The following is a 16,720-nucleotide window of genomic DNA, read 5'->3' on the forward strand; positions in this document are numbered from 1 at the left end:
GTTTGGGTAGTGGCCGCAATGTCGATACAGGGATATTCGGGGACTCGGCACGGCAAGGAACGGAAAGTTGACCGGTTGTGATCGGCGGAGAGCCGCCTCATTCTCCCGGCTGCACACCTGGCTGCCGGGTGGCGTGCAGCGCTATTTCGTCAGCTGACGAGGGACACTGATCACTCGGCGGCCTGTACGCGATTGGCCAGGATGATCGCGCGGATCTCGGACCGGCAGGAGCCGCAATTGGTGCCGGCCTTCAGCGCACCGCCGATGGCTTCGACGGTCGTGCAGCCGCCCGCCACCGCCGCCACGATCTGGTTGGCGCCGATGTTGAAACAGGAACAGACGGTCGCGCCGGCGTCCGGTCGTTCGGCACCGGCGCGGCCGGCAACGATCCTGAAGCGTTCGCGCTGGCTGGCATGGGGTGCTTCCAATTGTTCAGCCGCCCAGCCGCGCGACACCGCGACCGGGGCAGGCGCGATGAACAAGGCGCCCGTGAGGCGCTCGCCGTCGAAAGCGGCGATGCGGTGCTGGCCGGCGTCGCGGTCGTGATAGGCGAGCACTTCGGCTTCCGGCTCTGCGCCGAACAGTGACCGGGCAAAGCCCGTCCAGTCGACCTCGGCATTGGCAAAAGCAAGTTCAACTCGCCAGCCGCCCTTGCAGCGGGCCGCCGCCCAATAGTCGGCGGCGATTGCCTGGGGACGTTGCCGTGTCACGGCGAAACCAAACGCCCCGGCAGCAAATTTCTCGATGCGGGCCGCGACATGTTTCAACGCCGGCTGGCCGGAGATTGGATCGGTAAGCGGCGCGGTCAGCGCGTCGAGCCGGCCCCGTGCGGCGAACTGGTCGGTCCAGTGCATTGGCGCGAAGACACTACCCCGACGCTGGCGGGACGTGATCAGGGCGCGGACCAGCACTTCGCCACGAGGAGTGGAGATACGCACGATGTCGGCGTCGCCGATGCCATGGTGTTGTGCATCCGCCTGATGGATTTCGACGAAGGGCTCGGCGATGTGCTGGGACAGTCGCGCGCTTTTGCCGGTGCGCGTCATGGTGTGCCAGTGGTCGCGAATCCGGCCGGTGTTGAGGATGAGCGGGAAATCGGGGCTGGTGCGGCATTCCGTGGTGGCGCGGATGGCGATGAAGCGCGCCTTGCGGTCGGGGGTGTAGAAATGGCCGTCGGCGAAGAAGCGGGTGCTGGAAGGGCCTTCTGGCTGACCTCCAGCTTGAGCCCCCCCCTCTGGCCTGCCGGCCATCTCCCCCTCAAGGGGGGAGATTGGCAGCTTAGGCATCCCCGTTCGTTCTTCCCCTTTGGCGATTGGCGAAGGCCGCGACAAAAGCTGATCTCCCCCCTTGAGGGGGAGATGGCCGGCAGGCCAGAGGGGGGTGCCTTGGCTCGGTGCTGGCCATTGGAAAGGCGCCAGCGTGTCGTATTCCTTCCCATCGACACCGGAATAAATCCCGATATCGAAATCGCGCGCACCATCATTTTCGAACCCAGACAGCGCGGCATGCTCGGCGAAAATCTCCGCCGGCGAAGCATGTGTAAACGCCTCGCCAAACCCCATGCGCCGCGCCACCTCGGCTACAATCCACCAGTCGGGCCGCGCCTCACCGGGCGCGGGCAGAAAGGCGCGCTGGCGCGAGATGCGGCGCTCGGAATTGGTGACGGTGCCGTCCTTCTCGCCCCAGGCGGCGGCCGGCAGCCGGACATGGGCGTGGCGCACGGTGTCCGTGCTGGCCAGCACGTCCGAAACCACGACGAAGGGGCAGGTCTTGATCGCCGCTTCGACGGCATCGGCATCCGGCATCGAATCGACTGGATTGGTGGCCATGATCCACAGCGCCTTGATGCGCCCGTCGGCCACGGCTTGAAACATCTCGACCGCCTTCAGGCCGGGCTTTTGCGCGACATCAGGCGCGTTCCAGAAGCGCCGCACGCGATCGCGATGCTCGGAGTTCTCGATCTCCATATGGGCGGCGAGCATATTGGCCATGCCGCCGACCTCGCGGCCGCCCATGGCGTTGGGCTGGCCGGTCACCGAAAATGGCCCGGCCCCCGGTCTGCCGATGCGGCCGGTGGCGAGATGGCAGTTGATGATGGCGTTGACCTTGTCGGTGCCCGACGACGACTGGTTCACGCCCTGGCTGTAGACCGTCACCGTCTTCGCAGTCGCGGCGAACAGGCTGTAGAAGCGGACAAGCTCGTCCTCGCTCAGACCCGTCGCGGCGGCAACGCCGGCAACGTCGAGCGCCGAGGCGGCGAAAAGCGCTTGTCCGAAGCCCGTCGTGTGCGCGGTGATATAGGCGCGGTCGAGCGCGTTGTGCTGGCCGAGCCAGGCGAGCAGGCCGGTGAACAGGGCGACATCGCCATCCGGCGCGATCGCCAGATGCATGTCGGCGATATCGGATGTCATGGTGCGGCGCGGGTCGATGAGCACGATCTTCATGTCAGGCCGCTTTTCCCGGGCAGCGGCGATGCGCTGGTAGAGCACGGGATGGCACCAGGCGAGGTTGGAGCCGACCAGCACGATGAGGTCAGCAAGCTCCAGATCCTCGTAGGTGCCCGGCACCGTGTCGGAACCAAAGGCGCGGCGGTGGCCGGCGACGGACGAGGCCATGCACAGGCGCGAATTGGTGTCGATGTTAGCCGAGCCGACGAACCCCTTCATCAGCTTGTTGGCGAGGTAATAATCCTCGGTCAGCAATTGGCCAGAGACATAGAAGGCGACCGCATCCGGCCCGTGCTCGGCGACGGTCTGCGAGAAGGTCGAGGCGACGAGGTCGAGTGTCTCGTCCCAGCCTGCGCGGCGGCCCTGGATTTCGGGATGAAGCAGCCTGCCGTCGAGGTCGATGGTTTCGGCCAGCGCGGAACCCTTGGAGCAGAGCCGGCCGAAATTCGCGGGATGATCGGGGTCACCGCGGACGGACACTTGCCCGTCCGCGGCGACCTTCGCCAGCACGCCGCAGCCCACCCCGCAATAGGGGCAGGTGGTCCTCACCTCGCGCGCTTCGACAAACTCCATCTGGTCAGGCCGCGCGGCTGGCCAGCGCTTCCAGCGCGATGAACAGGTGTTCGCCTTCCCGCTTCACCGGGATGGTGCGCACCGCGCCCTCGTCGGCGCCGAGCGCCTTGCCGGTCTCCAGCGAGATGACCCAGTTGTGCAAGGGACAGGTCACCGCCGCCCCATGCACGATGCCCTGGCTGAGCGGGCCACCCTTATGCGGGCAATGGTCGTCGATGGCATAGACCTGATCGTCCTGGGTGCGGAAGACCGCGACCTTGCCTTCCGGCGTGGCGACGCAGCGCGCGCCGCGTCGGGGGATGTCGGAGAGAGAGCCGATCGATATCCAGTTCATATATCCCATCCCTGCTGGCGCGTGTTCTTGACCGAAAACCGGTTTCCACTTTTCGGGAACACGCGCCTACTCCGCCGCCTCTGCGAACCCGACCGAAGCCAGCGGCCGGAATTCGTGCTTGTCCTTGCCGGAAACGCGTTCCGACCATGGGTCGACCTGGGCGAACTTCTGCGAGAAGACGAAGCGCTCGTAGTAAGCCTTGCGCTTGTCCGCATCGTCCATGATCTGGCGTTTGATCTCCGAGATGCCGATGCGCTTGGCCCATTTATAGATGCGTTCGAGGTAGCGGCCCTGCTCGCGGTACATCTGCGTCAGCGCCACGATATGCTCCAGCGCCTCGTCTTCTGTCTTCACAAGGCCGAGCACTTCGGTGCCCTTGATGTCGAGGCCGGCGGCGCCGGCGAAATGGATCTCATAGCCGCTGTCGACACAGATCACGCCGACATCCTTGCAGGTCGCCTCGGCGCAATTCCTCGGGCAGCCCGACACCGCCATCTTGACCTTCGCAGGGGTCCACGAGCCCCACATGAATTTCTCGATGCGGATGCCCAGCCCCGTCGAATCCTGTGTGCCGAAGCGGCACCAGTCGGAACCGACGCAGGTCTTCACCGTGCGCAAGCCCTTGGCGTAGGCGTGGCCGGAGACGAAGCCAGCCTGGCCGAGATCGGCCCAAACCGCCGGCAGGTCCTCCTTGCGGATGCCCAGCATGTCGATGCGCTGGCCGCCGGTGACCTTGACCATCGGGATCTCGAACTTGTCGACGACATCGGCGATGGCGCGCAACTCTGCCGCATTGGTGACGCCGCCCCACATGCGCGGCACCACCGAATAGGTGCCGTCCTTCTGGATGTTGGCGTGGACGCGCTCGTTGATGAAGCGCGACTGGTAGTCGTCGGCGTAGTCGTCCGGCCAGTCGCAGACGAGGTAGTAATTGAGCGCCGGCCGGCATTTGGCGCAGCCGCAGGAGGTGGTCCACTCCAGCTCCTGCATGACGGCGGGAATGGTCTTCAGGTGCTTGGCCTTGATCAGCCGGCGCACCTCGTCATGGCCGAGCGTGGTGCAGCCGCACATCGGTTGCACCGCGGCCGGGTTGTACTTGTCTCCGATGGTCAGCACCATCAGCTTCTCGACCAGCCCGGTACAGGAGCCGCAGGAGGCCGAGGCCTTGGTGTGGGCGCGCACGTCATCGAGCGAGGTCAGGCCCTTGGCCGTGATCGCACCCGTGATCTTGCCCTTGCAAACGCCGTTGCAGCCGCAGATTTCCGCATCATCCGGCAAGGCTGCAACGGCCGCCATAGGGTCCAGCGGGGCACCCCCCTGGTATGACTGGCCGAAGATCAACGTGTCGCGCATCTGCGATATGTCGGTCTGCTTCTTTTTGAGGTCGTTGAACCAGGCGCCGTCTGATGTCTCGCCATAGAGCACGGTGCCGATGATGCGGTCGTCCTTCAGCACCAGCCGCTTGTAGACACCGGCCGAAGCATCGCGCAGTACGATTTCCTGGCGGTCGTCGCCATCGGCGAAATCGCCGAGCGAGAACAGCTCGATGCCGGTGACCTTGAGCTTGGTCGGCGTATCCGAATGAACGAAGGCAGCAGCCTCGTCGCCGGCCAGTTGGCTGGCAGTGACGCGCGCCATCTCATAGAGTGGCGCGACCAGGCCATAGACCTGGCCACTGACCTCGGCGCACTCACCGAGCGCATAGATGTCGGGATCGTTGCTGCGCATGCCGGCATCGACGACGATGCCGCGATTGACGGCAATGCCGGCCTCCTTGGCGATTGCGGCGTTCGGCCGGATGCCGACCGCCATGACCACCAGCGTCGCCGGAATGATGGTTCCGTCGGCAAGTTCCACCTGCTCGACCTTGCCGTTGCCCGTGATCGCCTGGGTGTTGGCCTTGGTGATGACCTTGATGCCGCGTTCTTCAACCGCGCGCTGCAGGAGGTAGCCGGCGGCGGGATCAAGCTGGCGCTCCATCAGCGTTGGCATTACATGCAGCACGGTGACGTCCATGCCTTGCGCGCTGAGGCCTGCGGCTGCCTCCAGTCCAAGCAGGCCGCCGCCGATGACCACGGCCTTGGACCTGGACTGCGCGGCAAGCATCATGGCCCGGACGTCGTCCAGATCGCGATAGGTGAGCACGCCCGGCAGGTTGTGGCCCGGCACCGGGATGATGAACGGCACCGAGCCGGTGGCGATGACGAGCTTGTCGTAGGGCTCGGTCACGCCATGATCGGAGGTGACGGTCTTTGCCTGCCGGTCGATGGAAACGATCTTGTGGCCCTTGTAGAGGGTGATGTTGTTGGCGATGTACCAGCCATCGCCATGGATGATGATTTCCTCGTAAGCCTTCTCACCCGACAGAACCGGCGACAGCATGATGCGGTCGTAGTTCACACGCGGCTCGGCGTTGAAGATGGTGACCTGGTAGCGCCCAGGCGCCCTTTCCAGGAGATGCTCCAGCATGCGCCCGGGGGCCATGCCGTTGCCGATGATGACGAGTTTCTCGGTCATTTTGCTGATCCGCTCCGGTTTCACTCGGCCGCGTAGGACAGGGCTGGAGCTTCGGCAGATGCCACGCGCTCCATCCGCCTGATGCTGAAGTGCATCCAGGCAAAGCAGACGGCGACGACGACGAAGAGCAGCATGAAGCAGCTCGACCACACACCCGTGAGGTCGTTGAGCGCGCCGAAGGCGATCGGCAGGATAAAGCCGCCGAGCCCACCGATCATGCCGACAAGGCCGCCGACCGCGCCAACATTGCCCGGATAATAGGCCGGAATGTGCTTGTAGACGGCAGCCTTGCCGAGGCTCATGAAAAAGCCGAGCACGCTGGCGACGGCGATGAAGGCAACCGGCCCGATGGCGAAGTGGAAGGCGATCGGCCCGCTGATGCCGTGCACGACATAATCCGTGGGTGGCAGCGACAGGATCAGCGTGGCGACGGCCGACACCGCGAAGGTCCAATAGAGCACGGTGCGAGCGCCGATCCGGTCTGAAAGTACGCCACCATAGGCACGGAAGACACTTGCCGGGATCGAATAGGCTGCACCGATCATGCCGGCAGTCGCAAGCCCGAAGCCGTAGACACCGATCAGGTAGCGCGGCAACCACAGCGACAGCGCTACGAAGGCGCCAAAGGCGAAGAAGTAATAGAAGGCGAAGCGCCAGACTTGCAGGTTCTTCAGCGGCGCGAATTCCTGCCAGAAGCTTTTCGCCGGTGCTGCCTTGCCAGCGCGGCGTTCACGGATGACTGGATCGTCGCCGGTCGTGAACCAGAAGACGACGGCCATGACGACCAACGCCGCCGCCCAGATTTGCGCGACCGACTGCCATCCCCAGGAGAGAAGCACGAACGGTGCAAGGAACTTGGTGACTGCGGCTCCGACATTGCCGACACCGAAAATGCCGAGAGCCGTTCCCTGCCTGCCGGCGGGGAAGAACCGCGAGACATAGGCGACACCGACGGCGAAGGCGCCGCCCGCGAGCCCGACGCCGAGCGCCGCGATCAGCATCTGCTCATAAGTGTGCGCATAAGCGAGCAGGAAGGTCGCTACCGCCGCTGCAAGCATGGTCGCAGTGTAGACCAGCCGTCCGCCGTAGCGATCGGTCCAGATGCCGAGCACGATGCGTACGAGCGAGCCGGTGAGAATTGGCGTGCCGACGAGCAGGCCGAATTCCGTCTCGTTCAGCCCAAGCTCCTGCTTTATGCGGACGCCGATGATTGAAAAGATGGTCCACACCGCGAAGCAGACGGTGAAGGCGATGGTGGACATCATGAGCGCCTGCCGGGAAGCATTGTCCTGGCTCGGCGCGGCTGGGAGATTTGCGGTCATTGTCAGGCTCCGGTTTGCGGCGTGGGAGGCACCGCCCTTGTCTGTTCGTTCGCGACTGTCAGCGGCGCGGCATCGGCAAACTGGTTGAAACCGACCTTTGCGCGGTCACTTCGAGACCCTTGCCGTCAGTCTTGGCGCCTGCGGGAAACAGCAGGAGCGCGGCGGTGAACAGCGCCGCCGTCAGTGCGCTGCTGGTCAGAAAATCGCGGCGCGTGAAGTCCGCGAGGGACGTGCCAGTTCCGATCCGTTTCATCATCTTCGTCTCCGGTTGGGCGCCGCCTGGGACCAGCGCCGTCGATCGCGTAAAAACAAAAAAGCCGCCGGCCAGGTCTTCGCGCGCCCGTCCATCCGGGATCGCGTATTGACCTGAGCGGCAGCTTTGCCTGTGGCGCCCGCCATTGGACGCCGTGTCACTTGGCCCTTGAGGGGCCTGCATTCTGCAATGCAGGAAGCGTGCCAATTCGACAGCGCTCCAGATTATCAAACGAAATCAATGCGGACCGTCGCCGCGCGACTTTTGATCAAGCCCGGCAGCGGATCAAAGATTAGTCAGAATGCCTTGCACAGCAGCATAATATTTGTGCAATGCGGTAGATTGCCCATTGCCGATGCAGATTGCCAATTGCCGATGATGACGTTTTTTCGGTCATGGCCTTACTCCGCGGCTTCCACGAAGCGGTGGCGTTCGTATAGGAACTTCAACACCGCCTCGCGGCAGAGCAGGAAAGTGCGGTCGGAAGAGAGTTCGACGCGGCGGCGCGGCCGGGCGAGCGGCACGGCAAGCACTTCGCCGATGGTCGCCGCCGGACCGTTGGTCATCATGACGATGCGATCGGAGAGCAGCACCGCCTCGTCGACATCATGGGTGATCATGATCGTCGTCGAGCCGAGCCGCGAATGGATGTCCATCACCGCGTCCTGCAGATGGGCGCGGGTCAGCGCGTCGAGCGCGCCGAACGGCTCGTCGAGCAGCAGGATCTTCGGCTCCATGGCCAGTGCGCGAGCAATGCCGACGCGCTGCTTCATGCCGCCCGAGATTTCCGCCGGGCGTTTGTCCCTGGCATGCGCCATCTGCACGAGGTCGAGATTGCGCATGATCCAGTCATGCCGCTCGGCCTTGCTCTTGGAACGGCCAAAGACCTTAGACACCGCCAGGTTGATGTTTTCGTAGACGGTCAGCCACGGCAAAAGACTGTGGTTCTGGAACACCACGGCGCGCTCGGGCCCGGGGCTGTCGACCTCCTTGTTTTCGAGCAGCACGGCGCCGGCGGATACTGTGGTCAGCCCGGCGATCAGGTTGAGCAAGGTCGACTTGCCACAACCTGAATGGCCGATGATGGAAACGAATTCGCCCTTGTCGATGGTCAGCCGGATGTCCTTCAGCACCTCGCTGACCTGGCCGCCGCGGGCGAAGGATTTGTCGATATGGTCGAGTTTAAGGTAGGCGGTCATCACGCTCACTTTGCCGTTGTGCCGCGGGTGACGAAGGCGCCGACCGCCGCGACCAGGCGATCGAGGCAGAAGCCGGTGATGCCGATATAGGCGAGCGCGACGATGATGTCGGGCAGCCGCGACGAGTTCCAGGCGTCCCAGATGAAGAAGCCGATGCCGACGCCGCCGGTCAGCATTTCGGCGGCGACGATCGCCAGCCAGGACAGGCCGATGCCGATCCTCAAGCCTGTGAAGATGTAGGGCGCGGCGGCCGGCACCATGATCTTGATGAAGAATTCGAGCGGGTTGAGCCGCAGGATGCGCGCGACGTTGCGGTAATCCTGAGGGATGTTGCGCACGCCGACGGCGGTGTTGATGATGATCGGCCAGATCGAGGTAATGAAGATGACGAACAGCGCCGACGGGCTGGAATCGCGGAACGCCGCCAGCGACAGCGGCAGCCAGGCGAGCGGCGGCACGGTGCGCAGGATCTGGAACACCGGATCGAGGCCGCGCATCGCCCAGATCGACTGGCCGACCAGCGCGCCGAGCGCGACGCCTACGATCGCCGCCAGGCCGAAGCCGATGGCAACACGCTGCAGCGAGATCAGCACCCGCCAGGCCAGGCCGATATCCTGCGGGCCGTTGTTGAAGAATGGGTGGGCGATGAGGTCGTAGGCCTCGTTCCACACCTGGCTGGGCGGCGGCAGGCTTGATGTCGGCGACGAGCAGGCGATTTGCCAGACGACGAGCATCAGGGCGATGACGACGACCGGCGGCATCAGCGTGCTCGCCAGCTTTCCGGCGATCGCGATCGGATCGAAGCGGCGTCGCGCCTTGGCGGTGAAGGCGATGATTTCGGCCGGCTTGGCGGGAAAGGTCTTCACCTTGGTGTCCTCGATAGTCTGGATAGACATGTCTGGGAAAACTCCGTGGGCAGATGGTGAGGGCAAGCGGCGCAGGACGCGTTTGCAGAGCGCAACGGCGCAAACGGCGCCGTTGCGCTCGGATCAGGCCGAAGCCTTGATCTTCAGGCTGTCGAGATAGGCGGACGGGTTGGCCGGATCGAAGACCTTGCCGTCGAAGAAGGTCTCGACACCGCGCGAGGAGGACGCCGGGATATCGGCCGCCGCCACGCCGAGATCCTTGGCCGCCTCGCGCCAGATATCCTCGCGGTTGACCTGGTCGACCAGCGCCTTGACGTCGGTGGTCGGCGCGAATTTGCCCCAGCGTATGTTCTCGGCGAGGAACCATGAGTCATGGCTCTTGAACGGATAGGAGACGCCGCCTTTCCAGAACTTCATGTAGAGATCGGTGCCGGTGGCGACGCGGCCATTGCCGTAGTTGATGTCGCCCTTGAGGCGTCCAATGATGTCGGCGACCGGCACGTTCATCCATTGCCGCTTGCCGATGATGGCGGCCATCTCGTCCTTGTTCTCCTTGGCCTCGCACCATTGCTGGGCCTCCATGACGGCCATCAGGATCGCCTTGGTGGCGTTCGGGTACTTTTCTATGAATTCGGCGCGCAGGCCGAGCGCCTTTTCCGGATGGCCCTTCCACAACTCGCCCGTCGTGGCGGCGGTGAAGCCGACGCCCTGGTGGACGAGCTGCTCGTTCCACGGCTCGCCGACGCAGAACACGTCCATGTTGCCGACCTTCATGTTGGCCACCATCTGCGGCGGCGGCACGACGATGGTTGAGACGTCCTTGTCGGGATCGATGCCGCCGGCGGCCAGCCAGTAGCGCAGCCACAAATCATGTGTGCCGCCCGGGAAGGTCATGGCGGCCTTGATCTCCTTGCCGGCCGCCTTCTTGGCGGCGAAGACGTCCTTCAGCTTCGAAGCATCGAGGCCGACGCCGGTGGCGGCATATTCCTGCGCGACCGAAATACCCTGGCAGTCGTAGTTGAGCCGCGCCACGATCGCCATCGGCATCGGCTGGTTGTTCTGCGTCACCTTGCCGGTGTGCATGAGATAGGGCAGCGGCGTCAGTATATGGGCGCCGTCGATACCGTTGGCGGCGCCGCCGAGCATCAGATTGTCGCGCGTCGCGCCCCACGAGGCCTGTTTCAGCACCTCGACATCGGGCATGCCGAATTTCGCGAACAGCCCCTTCTCCTTGGCGACCATCAGCGGTGCGGCATCGGTCAGCGCGATGAAGCCGAGCTTGGCGCCGGTGACTTCCGGGGCGGCAGTAGCCGCATAGGCGCCAGAGGGCAGCAGCGCACGCGCGGCTGCCAGGGTTGCTGCGGTGGCAGCGCTTGCCATCAGAAAATTGCGGCGGGTCATGCCCTCGAGAGGGGCTTCAGTCTTGATGCATTTCGTCATCGTCGTCTCCCGTTGGGCACTGCTTGGGATCAGCGCCGTCGATTGCGTGTTCGGTCAAAACAAAAAAGCCGCCGGCCAGGCCGCGCGCGTCCCGTCCATCCGGGATCGCGTGTTGACCTGAGCGGCAGCTTTGCCTGTAGCGCCCGCCATTGGACGCCTGTTCCGTGACCCCGAGAAGAGCCTGCCTATTGCAACGCAGGAACCGTGCCAGTTTTGGAGTGGATGATAAACATCAATTAAATCAATGATATGATACAATTGTCGGCGCAAGAGCCCGCAGGGCGAGCAAGCCAAAGATTGTTCATTGGCGCAAGCGCGCGCACAATTATTGTGCAACGCACAAGAATGGCGAGGAAATGATCAGACCTCGGCGCGGACCGATTTCTGGCCGGCAATGTAGGCGTCGATCTCGTCGGGATCGAATATCTGGCCATCGAAAAAACCATCGGGGCCGAGCACCAGGCCGGCTCCCGTCGCGCCGACCGCGGTAGCCACGCGCAGCGCGCCCTCGACCTTCGAATTGGCGCCGGGAAGTGCCACACCCAGCGGCTTCAGCGCGGAACGGTAGAGGTCGGGCCGGTAGCAATCGCGGGCGATAGCGAGGTTTTCAGGCGTGTGCGCCACATGCCCCCAGCGCACCATCTGCGTGTAGAACCACAGCGCATGGCTCTTCCAGGGAAAGTTGGCCGCCTTGTCGAAGGGCACGAAGAAGTCGTCGATATCAAGCTCCGCGCCGCCGCCAAGCCCGAGATGACCGGTCAGGATCGGCATCTGCACCGCGGGCGGCAGGCCGAGGAAACCGGGTCGCGCCATCACCTCAGCCAGTTCGGCGTGGTTGCCGGGATGCTGGCACCAGCGCGCCGAATGATGCAGCGCGCGCAGCAGTGCCGCCAGAGCCTCGGGATTCTCGTCCGCCCAGGCCTTGCGCACGCCGATGACCTTCTCCGGGCTGTTGTGCCATATCTGTGCCTTGACGGTGACGATGTGGCCGGTGCCCGCGGCGACCGAAGCGCTGTTCCAGGGCTCGCCGACGCAGTAGCCGTCGATGCGGCCGGCGGCCAGCGCATCGGCCATGAAGGGGGGCGGCACGATGACGATCTCGATTTCGCGCGTCGGATCGACGCCGCAGGCAGCAAGCCAGTAGCGCAGTTCGTAATTATGTCCCGAATGCGGGTGCACCACGCCGAAGCGCAGCGGATCACGGCCGGCGGCGGCACGCTCGCGAATGAGCGCGCCAAGCGCTGCACCGGCGCGCGCCGGATCGAGATCGGGTTCGGCACCATGCGCCGCCATCCCCGCCCAGACGGCGTTGGAGATGGTGACGCAATTGCCGCCGAGCCCGAGCGAGAACGGCACGATGGTCTCGGAAGCGAGCGGCGTCAGCCCGAGATTGCAGGCGAGCGGCATCGGTCCCAGCATGTGCGCCAGATGGAAGTGGCCGATGGCGATGCGGTCGCGGATGTTGGCCCAGGATGTCTCGCGGTGCAGCGTGAGATCGATGCCTTCGCGCGCGGCGAAGCCAAGCTCGCCGGCAGCGACCAGCACGGCGCTGTCGAAAAGCGGCATGAAGCCGGCGGTGATCTGGTGCCTCATGCTCATTCGTCCTCCGCCGGTCCGAGCAGCCCGGCGGCGGTCACCAGGCTCTGTGCAATGTCGCCGATCTTGCGGTTCTGGTTCATCGCCGTCTTGCGCAGAAGCGTGTAGGCGGCCTCTTCGCTCAGGCCGCGCGACTTCATCAATATGCGCTTGGCACGGTCGACCACCTTGCGGCTCTCGAGTTCGCTGCGCGCCTCTTCCAGTTCGCGCGCCATGCGCGAGAAAGCGTTGAAACGGCTCACCGCCATGTCGAGGATCGGCTTGACACGCTCTTGCCTGAGACCGTCGACGACGTAGGCCGACACGCCGGCGTCGACCGCGGCCTCGATCGAGGCCTGATCGGAGCGGTCGACGAACATGGCGATCGGGCGCTTCACCGCCCGCGACAGCTGGAACATGTTTTCCAGCATGTCGCGGTTGGGGTTTTCGAGGTCGATGACGATGACGTCAGGCTCGATCTCGGCGATCCGCCGCGCGATGCCGGCGACATCGTGGATGACGGTGACACGCTGATGGCCAGCCTCGCGCAGTCCGGCCTCGATGATCGAGGCACGGATGCGATTTTCATCGATCACCAGGACGGCTAGGGAGGATCGGACCATGCCTGCATTGTGGGCAAGGCCGCGAGATTGTGCAATGCGGCATAGCCACGTCCGTGGAAGGAACCGCGACTATGCCCAAGCCTTGACGGCGCCATCTCGGCGCCACGTCAACGATGAGGGGTGCGGGTTAGCCGCAGACGCGAACGTCTTCGATCACCCTATGGTGGTGGCGCCAATGCACAATCGTTTCTATATGGCAGCGGTGATGCCGGTGGTGGTAGCGGCGATATCCGCCGTAATTGTCATCATACTGACCGCTCTGATCTTCGTCGTACTGGTTGTAATAGCGGTTATGGTGTCGGCGTATAACGATGCCGCCATTGTCGGAATCATCATCCTGTGAATATTGGTTGTCGTCGTCGGACTGGATGGTCAGGCTTACGGCTTGCGTTGGCGCAATGGCTGCCGCGGTCGCGGCCAGTGCCAACATGGAAGCCAAGATCAGCTTTTTCATTGCATCCTCCTGAGTGTTCAAAAACATTTAGACCCGTACATCTAAACTCGCACATGTAAACTCGCGGAGGAACCGGGTGTTCCTGTTCAGGCTACACGCTTTGCGACGCCGGGGACATCATGGCGTTATCGGCCGAAGCCATCCGATCCAGGCGAACGAACGCCGTGAGCGGCAGATGGTCGGAGGCAACGCGCGAAAGCGGGGTATCATGCGCCTCCACCGCCGCGATCATTCCGTGCCGATTGGTCATGATCCGGTCGAGCGCCAGCAGCGGCAGGTTTGACGGGAAGGTGGGAACCGCCGGCGGCTGCGGACCGAACGTCGCATGCAGCGTGTTGAGCGCTGAGCGGTTGCCGAGCCGCCATTCGTTCAGGTCGCCAAGCAGCAAGGTCGGCTTTTCGTCCGGGCTGTTCATGAGATCGAGCACGACACGTGCCTGCTGGGAACGCGAATGGCGCAACAGGCCGAGATGAGCGGCGATGACACGCAAAATCTGGCCTCCGTCCATATCGATCTCCGCCACCAAGGCACCGCGCGGTTCCAGGCCCGGAAGCTTGATCTGATGCACGTCGCGAACGACGCCCTTCTTGAACAGCAGGACATTGCCGTGCCAGCCGTGGCCTTTGCCGGTGGCTGAAATCGGCACCGGCACAAGGCCGGTTTCCCGCTCGAGCCGGGGCAGGTCGAGAAGCCCGTCGCGGTCGCCGAAGCGGTTATCGGCTTCCTGCAGCGCGATGACATCAGGATCGATTTCGCGGATGACGCGGCTGGTGCGGTCGGGATCGAACTTGCGGTCGACGCCAATGCATTTGTGGACATTGTAGGAGGCGACCAGCGTGCCGGAGGCGACAGTGGTTGTATGTGCGGCCGCGTTTGCCTTCCGCATCCGGCGGTCCCGAATGGATAGAAGCATGCTTGCCGGGAGGCTGCGTCCGTTCATCCGCATTGTGCGCCCGTCATTTCAGCCGTTCTTGCCATGCACATCAAATAGAGTCTTTCAGCCTATATTCCATGCTTGGCGTCACGCTACCCGGCAAATGCGTCGTTTTGTTAAAGACAGAATGACTCCATCCAGGGACATGGATAAACCCATCTAGAGATAGGGCGAGCCGAGCCAAAGCACCCGGTCGAACAGCCTGATAAGAAACGGCCTGGCGCGCAAGGTGTCCAGCGTGACGGGGACAGCCGTTTCGAGTGCCGATCCGATCCGCGCTTCGATCTCGCGGGCAAACCCCGCATCGAGGATCTCCAGGTCGATCTCGAAGTTGAGCCGCAGCGACCGGGCGTCGAGGTTGGACGAGCCGACATAGGCCCACACGCCGTCGATCGACAGCAGCTTCGAATGGTCGAACGGCCCCTCGGTGCGCCAGACGCGGCAATAGTGCTTCAGCACCTGGTCGAATTGCGCGGTCATGGCGCGGTCGACAAGGAAGAGGTTGTTCACCGCCGGCACGACGATGTCGATCTCGACGCCGCGCCGGGCGGCGGTGACCAGCGCGCTGATCAGTTCGCGATCGGGCAGGAAATAGGGCGACATCAGGCGGATCGATTTGCGGGCGACGGAGAACGCGCCGATGAGCAGCTTGTGGTTGGTCTCGTTGCTGGCGTCCGGGCCGGACGCAACGGCCCGCACCAGCATCGGAACGCCGGGCGCCGGCGATAGGGGCGCGATTTTCCAGGCATCGCCCTTCAAGGCCTCGTTGGTGGCGAAGCGCCAGTCCTCGGCGGCGACCGAGAAGAGGTCGGCAACGACCGGGCCGGTGACCTGGAAATGCGTGTCCCTGGCGCTGTTGGAGCCGGCGAACTCGGCGGAAAACCCCTTGCGGATGTTCATGCCGCCGGTAAAGGCAACCGCGCCGTCGACCACCAGGATCTTCCGGTGGGTCCTGAGGTTGGCGTAGGGCAGGCGCAGGCCCATGACGATGTTGCCGTTGAAGACATTGGCGGGGATGCCAGCCTTGCGCAGGTGGCCCAAAATGCTGGGGACGGAGTAGCGGGCGCCGACAGCATCGATCAGCACGCGAACGGTGACGCCGCGCCGGACTGCATCGGCCAGCGATTCGACGAAGAGCAGGCCGACGGCGTCATTGTCGAAAATATAGGTCTCGAGCAGGACGCTGCGTTCGGCACCGTCGATCGCCGCGCACATGGCGGCATAGGCCTCGTCGCCGGTCCCCAGAACATCGATGGCGTTTCCAGGGTTGAGCGCGCGTCGCGCCACCCTGTCGCCCAGTGTTCTGAGACCCGTGAAGCGCTGCCCGTATCGTTCGACGATCAGGGCTTCCTCGGCGGCGAGGTCGCGCTCATGCTTGGCCGACACGGCATCGCCAGCAAACGGGCGCTGCGCGGTGATCGTGGCGCGGCGGATGCGGTTGATGCCGGCGACGGCATAGATCAGCACGCCGAGGATCGGCGACAGCACCATCACGCCCACCCAGCCGGTGGCGGCGCGGACATCTTCCTTGGTTATGACGGCGTGGCTGATGCCGACCGCGGCCATCACCACCGAGATGATCGCCAGGATATTGGGCCAGTGAATCGACAAGGTCTCGAACATTGCAGGGACTATCCACAGAGCGATTGCAGAAGGCAATGCAGGCGCTGATGCGGCGCATTCGCCGGATGGCGGCATGCGGCCTGGGCGAAGATTTCGACTGCGTGCAGAGATTGAGCCGATGAAGCCCTGATAGAATCGTATTCAGGAAAATCAAGCTGACCTAGGGGCAAGCATAGGACCGGTGTGCCCGGCATCGTCCGGTGCTGCTTTGATCCTCCAAGGCTTCTTATGCTTGATGCCACATCTATTGTATATCAGGAGGAATGAAAATTGTGATATAACACTGTAATTGAAGGCGAGGGGGAGCGCCGAATGATGAGATTCAACTTCGAGGGGCCTCCCATGGGACGCCCCGGTATCGACATGTCAGCCGAGTGCCAGCGCCAGTTGCGGCCCCTGATCCGCGAAATCGTCCAGGAAGCGGTCGCGGCCGGCTGGAACCAGGACGATGTTCTGCTGGCCTTTGTGGAGGTCGCGTGGGACCTCTACGAACAACGCCGCGGCGTTTTGTGAAAGCACGCCGAAATTTCAACTGAGACACTACCCGTAGCCCGTAGGTG

15 protein-coding genes are annotated in these 16,720 nt (G+C 63.8%); 2 read left to right on the forward strand and 13 right to left on the reverse strand.

Annotated features, from left to right (window positions below; translation table 11 throughout):
• Positions 1-170: 170 nt before the first annotated feature.
• From JT360_RS13480 to JT360_RS13515, 8 genes are all read right to left on the reverse strand, one after another.
• Complete coding sequence (locus JT360_RS13480; RefSeq protein ID WP_214472104.1) at positions 171-3,020, reverse strand: nitrate reductase; 2,850 nt, start codon at positions 3,018-3,020, stop codon at positions 171-173.
• Positions 3,021-3,024: 4 nt separating this feature from the next.
• Complete coding sequence (gene nirD, locus JT360_RS13485) at positions 3,025-3,354, reverse strand: nitrite reductase small subunit NirD (RefSeq protein ID WP_214472105.1); 330 nt, start codon at positions 3,352-3,354, stop codon at positions 3,025-3,027.
• 66 nt (positions 3,355-3,420) lie between these two features.
• A complete protein-coding gene (gene nirB / locus JT360_RS13490; RefSeq protein ID WP_214472106.1) occupies positions 3,421-5,871 on the reverse strand; it encodes a nitrite reductase large subunit NirB in 2,451 nt (816 codons plus the stop codon).
• A 20-nt stretch (positions 5,872-5,891) separates the two neighbouring features.
• Positions 5,892-7,193, reverse strand: coding sequence for an MFS transporter (locus tag JT360_RS13495; protein ID WP_214472107.1), 1,302 nt, complete (start codon positions 7,191-7,193; stop codon positions 5,892-5,894).
• A gap of 58 nt (positions 7,194-7,251) precedes the next feature.
• Positions 7,252-7,653, reverse strand: a complete 402-nt coding sequence (locus JT360_RS33575) for a hypothetical protein (protein WP_250888798.1) — start codon at positions 7,651-7,653, stop codon at positions 7,252-7,254.
• 194 nt (positions 7,654-7,847) lie between these two features.
• On the reverse strand, positions 7,848-8,645 hold the full coding sequence (locus JT360_RS13505) for an ABC transporter ATP-binding protein (RefSeq protein WP_214472108.1): 798 nt from the start codon (positions 8,643-8,645) through the stop codon (positions 7,848-7,850).
• Positions 8,646-8,650: 5 nt separating this feature from the next.
• On the reverse strand, positions 8,651-9,541 hold the full coding sequence (gene ntrB, locus JT360_RS13510; protein WP_214472109.1) for a nitrate ABC transporter permease: 891 nt from the start codon (positions 9,539-9,541) through the stop codon (positions 8,651-8,653).
• 93 nt (positions 9,542-9,634) lie between these two features.
• Complete coding sequence (locus JT360_RS13515; protein WP_214472110.1) at positions 9,635-10,951, reverse strand: CmpA/NrtA family ABC transporter substrate-binding protein; 1,317 nt, start codon at positions 10,949-10,951, stop codon at positions 9,635-9,637.
• Between JT360_RS13515 and JT360_RS33965 the strand changes: the two genes are divergently transcribed.
• The gene (locus tag JT360_RS33965) at positions 10,938-11,072 is read left to right on the forward strand and encodes a hypothetical protein (protein WP_284731677.1); all 135 of its coding nucleotides are present in this window, start codon (positions 10,938-10,940) and stop codon (positions 11,070-11,072) included. The genes JT360_RS13515 and JT360_RS33965 overlap by 14 nt on opposite strands.
• Before the next feature lie 239 nt (positions 11,073-11,311).
• Here JT360_RS33965 and JT360_RS13520 read toward each other — a convergent pair whose 3' ends face one another.
• From JT360_RS13520 to JT360_RS13540, 5 genes are all read right to left on the reverse strand, one after another.
• Complete coding sequence (locus tag JT360_RS13520; protein WP_214472111.1) at positions 11,312-12,550, reverse strand: CmpA/NrtA family ABC transporter substrate-binding protein; 1,239 nt, start codon at positions 12,548-12,550, stop codon at positions 11,312-11,314.
• On the reverse strand, positions 12,547-13,149 hold the full coding sequence (locus JT360_RS13525; protein WP_214472112.1) for an ANTAR domain-containing response regulator: 603 nt from the start codon (positions 13,147-13,149) through the stop codon (positions 12,547-12,549). Before JT360_RS13525 ends, JT360_RS13520 begins: the two co-directional genes overlap by 4 nt.
• A 127-nt stretch (positions 13,150-13,276) precedes the next feature.
• Complete coding sequence (locus tag JT360_RS13530; RefSeq protein ID WP_214472113.1) at positions 13,277-13,603, reverse strand: hypothetical protein; 327 nt, start codon at positions 13,601-13,603, stop codon at positions 13,277-13,279.
• Positions 13,604-13,694: 91 nt separating this feature from the next.
• Positions 13,695-14,549, reverse strand: a complete 855-nt coding sequence (locus JT360_RS13535; RefSeq protein ID WP_214472114.1) for an endonuclease/exonuclease/phosphatase family protein — start codon at positions 14,547-14,549, stop codon at positions 13,695-13,697.
• A 147-nt stretch (positions 14,550-14,696) separates the two neighbouring features.
• On the reverse strand, positions 14,697-16,160 hold the full coding sequence (locus JT360_RS13540; RefSeq protein ID WP_214472115.1) for a phospholipase D-like domain-containing protein: 1,464 nt from the start codon (positions 16,158-16,160) through the stop codon (positions 14,697-14,699).
• A gap of 312 nt (positions 16,161-16,472) precedes the next feature.
• On the opposite strand from JT360_RS13540, the gene JT360_RS13545 reads away from it, so the two are divergent.
• Positions 16,473-16,673: a hypothetical protein gene (locus JT360_RS13545; protein WP_214472116.1), complete on the forward strand. Its 201-nt coding sequence runs from the start codon at positions 16,473-16,475 to the stop codon at positions 16,671-16,673.
• The last annotated feature ends 47 nt before the right edge of the window (positions 16,674-16,720 follow it).

It is taken from the genome of Mesorhizobium sp. dw_380, from assembly GCF_018588885.1.
Classification (GTDB): Bacteria; Pseudomonadota; Alphaproteobacteria; order Rhizobiales; family Rhizobiaceae; genus Mesorhizobium.

Excerpts from the sequence above, each read along its gene's own strand:
- JT360_RS13480 (WP_214472104.1), bottom strand. The coding sequence starts at position 3,020 with ATGGAGTTTGTCGAAGCGCGCGAGGTGAGGACCACCTGCCCCTATTGC.
- JT360_RS13505 (WP_214472108.1), bottom strand. The coding sequence starts at position 8,645 with ATGACCGCCTACCTTAAACTCGACCATATCGACAAATCCTTCGCCCGC.
- JT360_RS13540 (WP_214472115.1), bottom strand. The coding sequence starts at position 16,160 with ATGTTCGAGACCTTGTCGATTCACTGGCCCAATATCCTGGCGATCATC.
- JT360_RS13530 (WP_214472113.1), bottom strand. The coding sequence starts at position 13,603 with ATGAAAAAGCTGATCTTGGCTTCCATGTTGGCACTGGCCGCGACCGCG.
- JT360_RS13515 (WP_214472110.1), bottom strand. The coding sequence starts at position 10,951 with ATGACGAAATGCATCAAGACTGAAGCCCCTCTCGAGGGCATGACCCGC.
- JT360_RS13535 (WP_214472114.1), bottom strand. The coding sequence starts at position 14,549 with ATGCGGATGAACGGACGCAGCCTCCCGGCAAGCATGCTTCTATCCATT.
- JT360_RS13525 (WP_214472112.1), bottom strand. The coding sequence starts at position 13,149 with ATGGTCCGATCCTCCCTAGCCGTCCTGGTGATCGATGAAAATCGCATC.
- JT360_RS13495 (WP_214472107.1), bottom strand. The coding sequence starts at position 7,193 with ATGACCGCAAATCTCCCAGCCGCGCCGAGCCAGGACAATGCTTCCCGG.
- JT360_RS33965 (WP_284731677.1), top strand. The coding sequence starts at position 10,938 with ATGCATTTCGTCATCGTCGTCTCCCGTTGGGCACTGCTTGGGATCAGC.
- ntrB (WP_214472109.1), bottom strand. The coding sequence starts at position 9,541 with ATGTCTATCCAGACTATCGAGGACACCAAGGTGAAGACCTTTCCCGCC.
- nirB (WP_214472106.1), bottom strand. The coding sequence starts at position 5,871 with ATGACCGAGAAACTCGTCATCATCGGCAACGGCATGGCCCCCGGGCGC.
- JT360_RS13545 (WP_214472116.1), top strand. The coding sequence starts at position 16,473 with ATGATGAGATTCAACTTCGAGGGGCCTCCCATGGGACGCCCCGGTATC.
- JT360_RS13520 (WP_214472111.1), bottom strand. The coding sequence starts at position 12,550 with ATGAGCATGAGGCACCAGATCACCGCCGGCTTCATGCCGCTTTTCGAC.
- nirD (WP_214472105.1), bottom strand. The coding sequence starts at position 3,354 with ATGAACTGGATATCGATCGGCTCTCTCTCCGACATCCCCCGACGCGGC.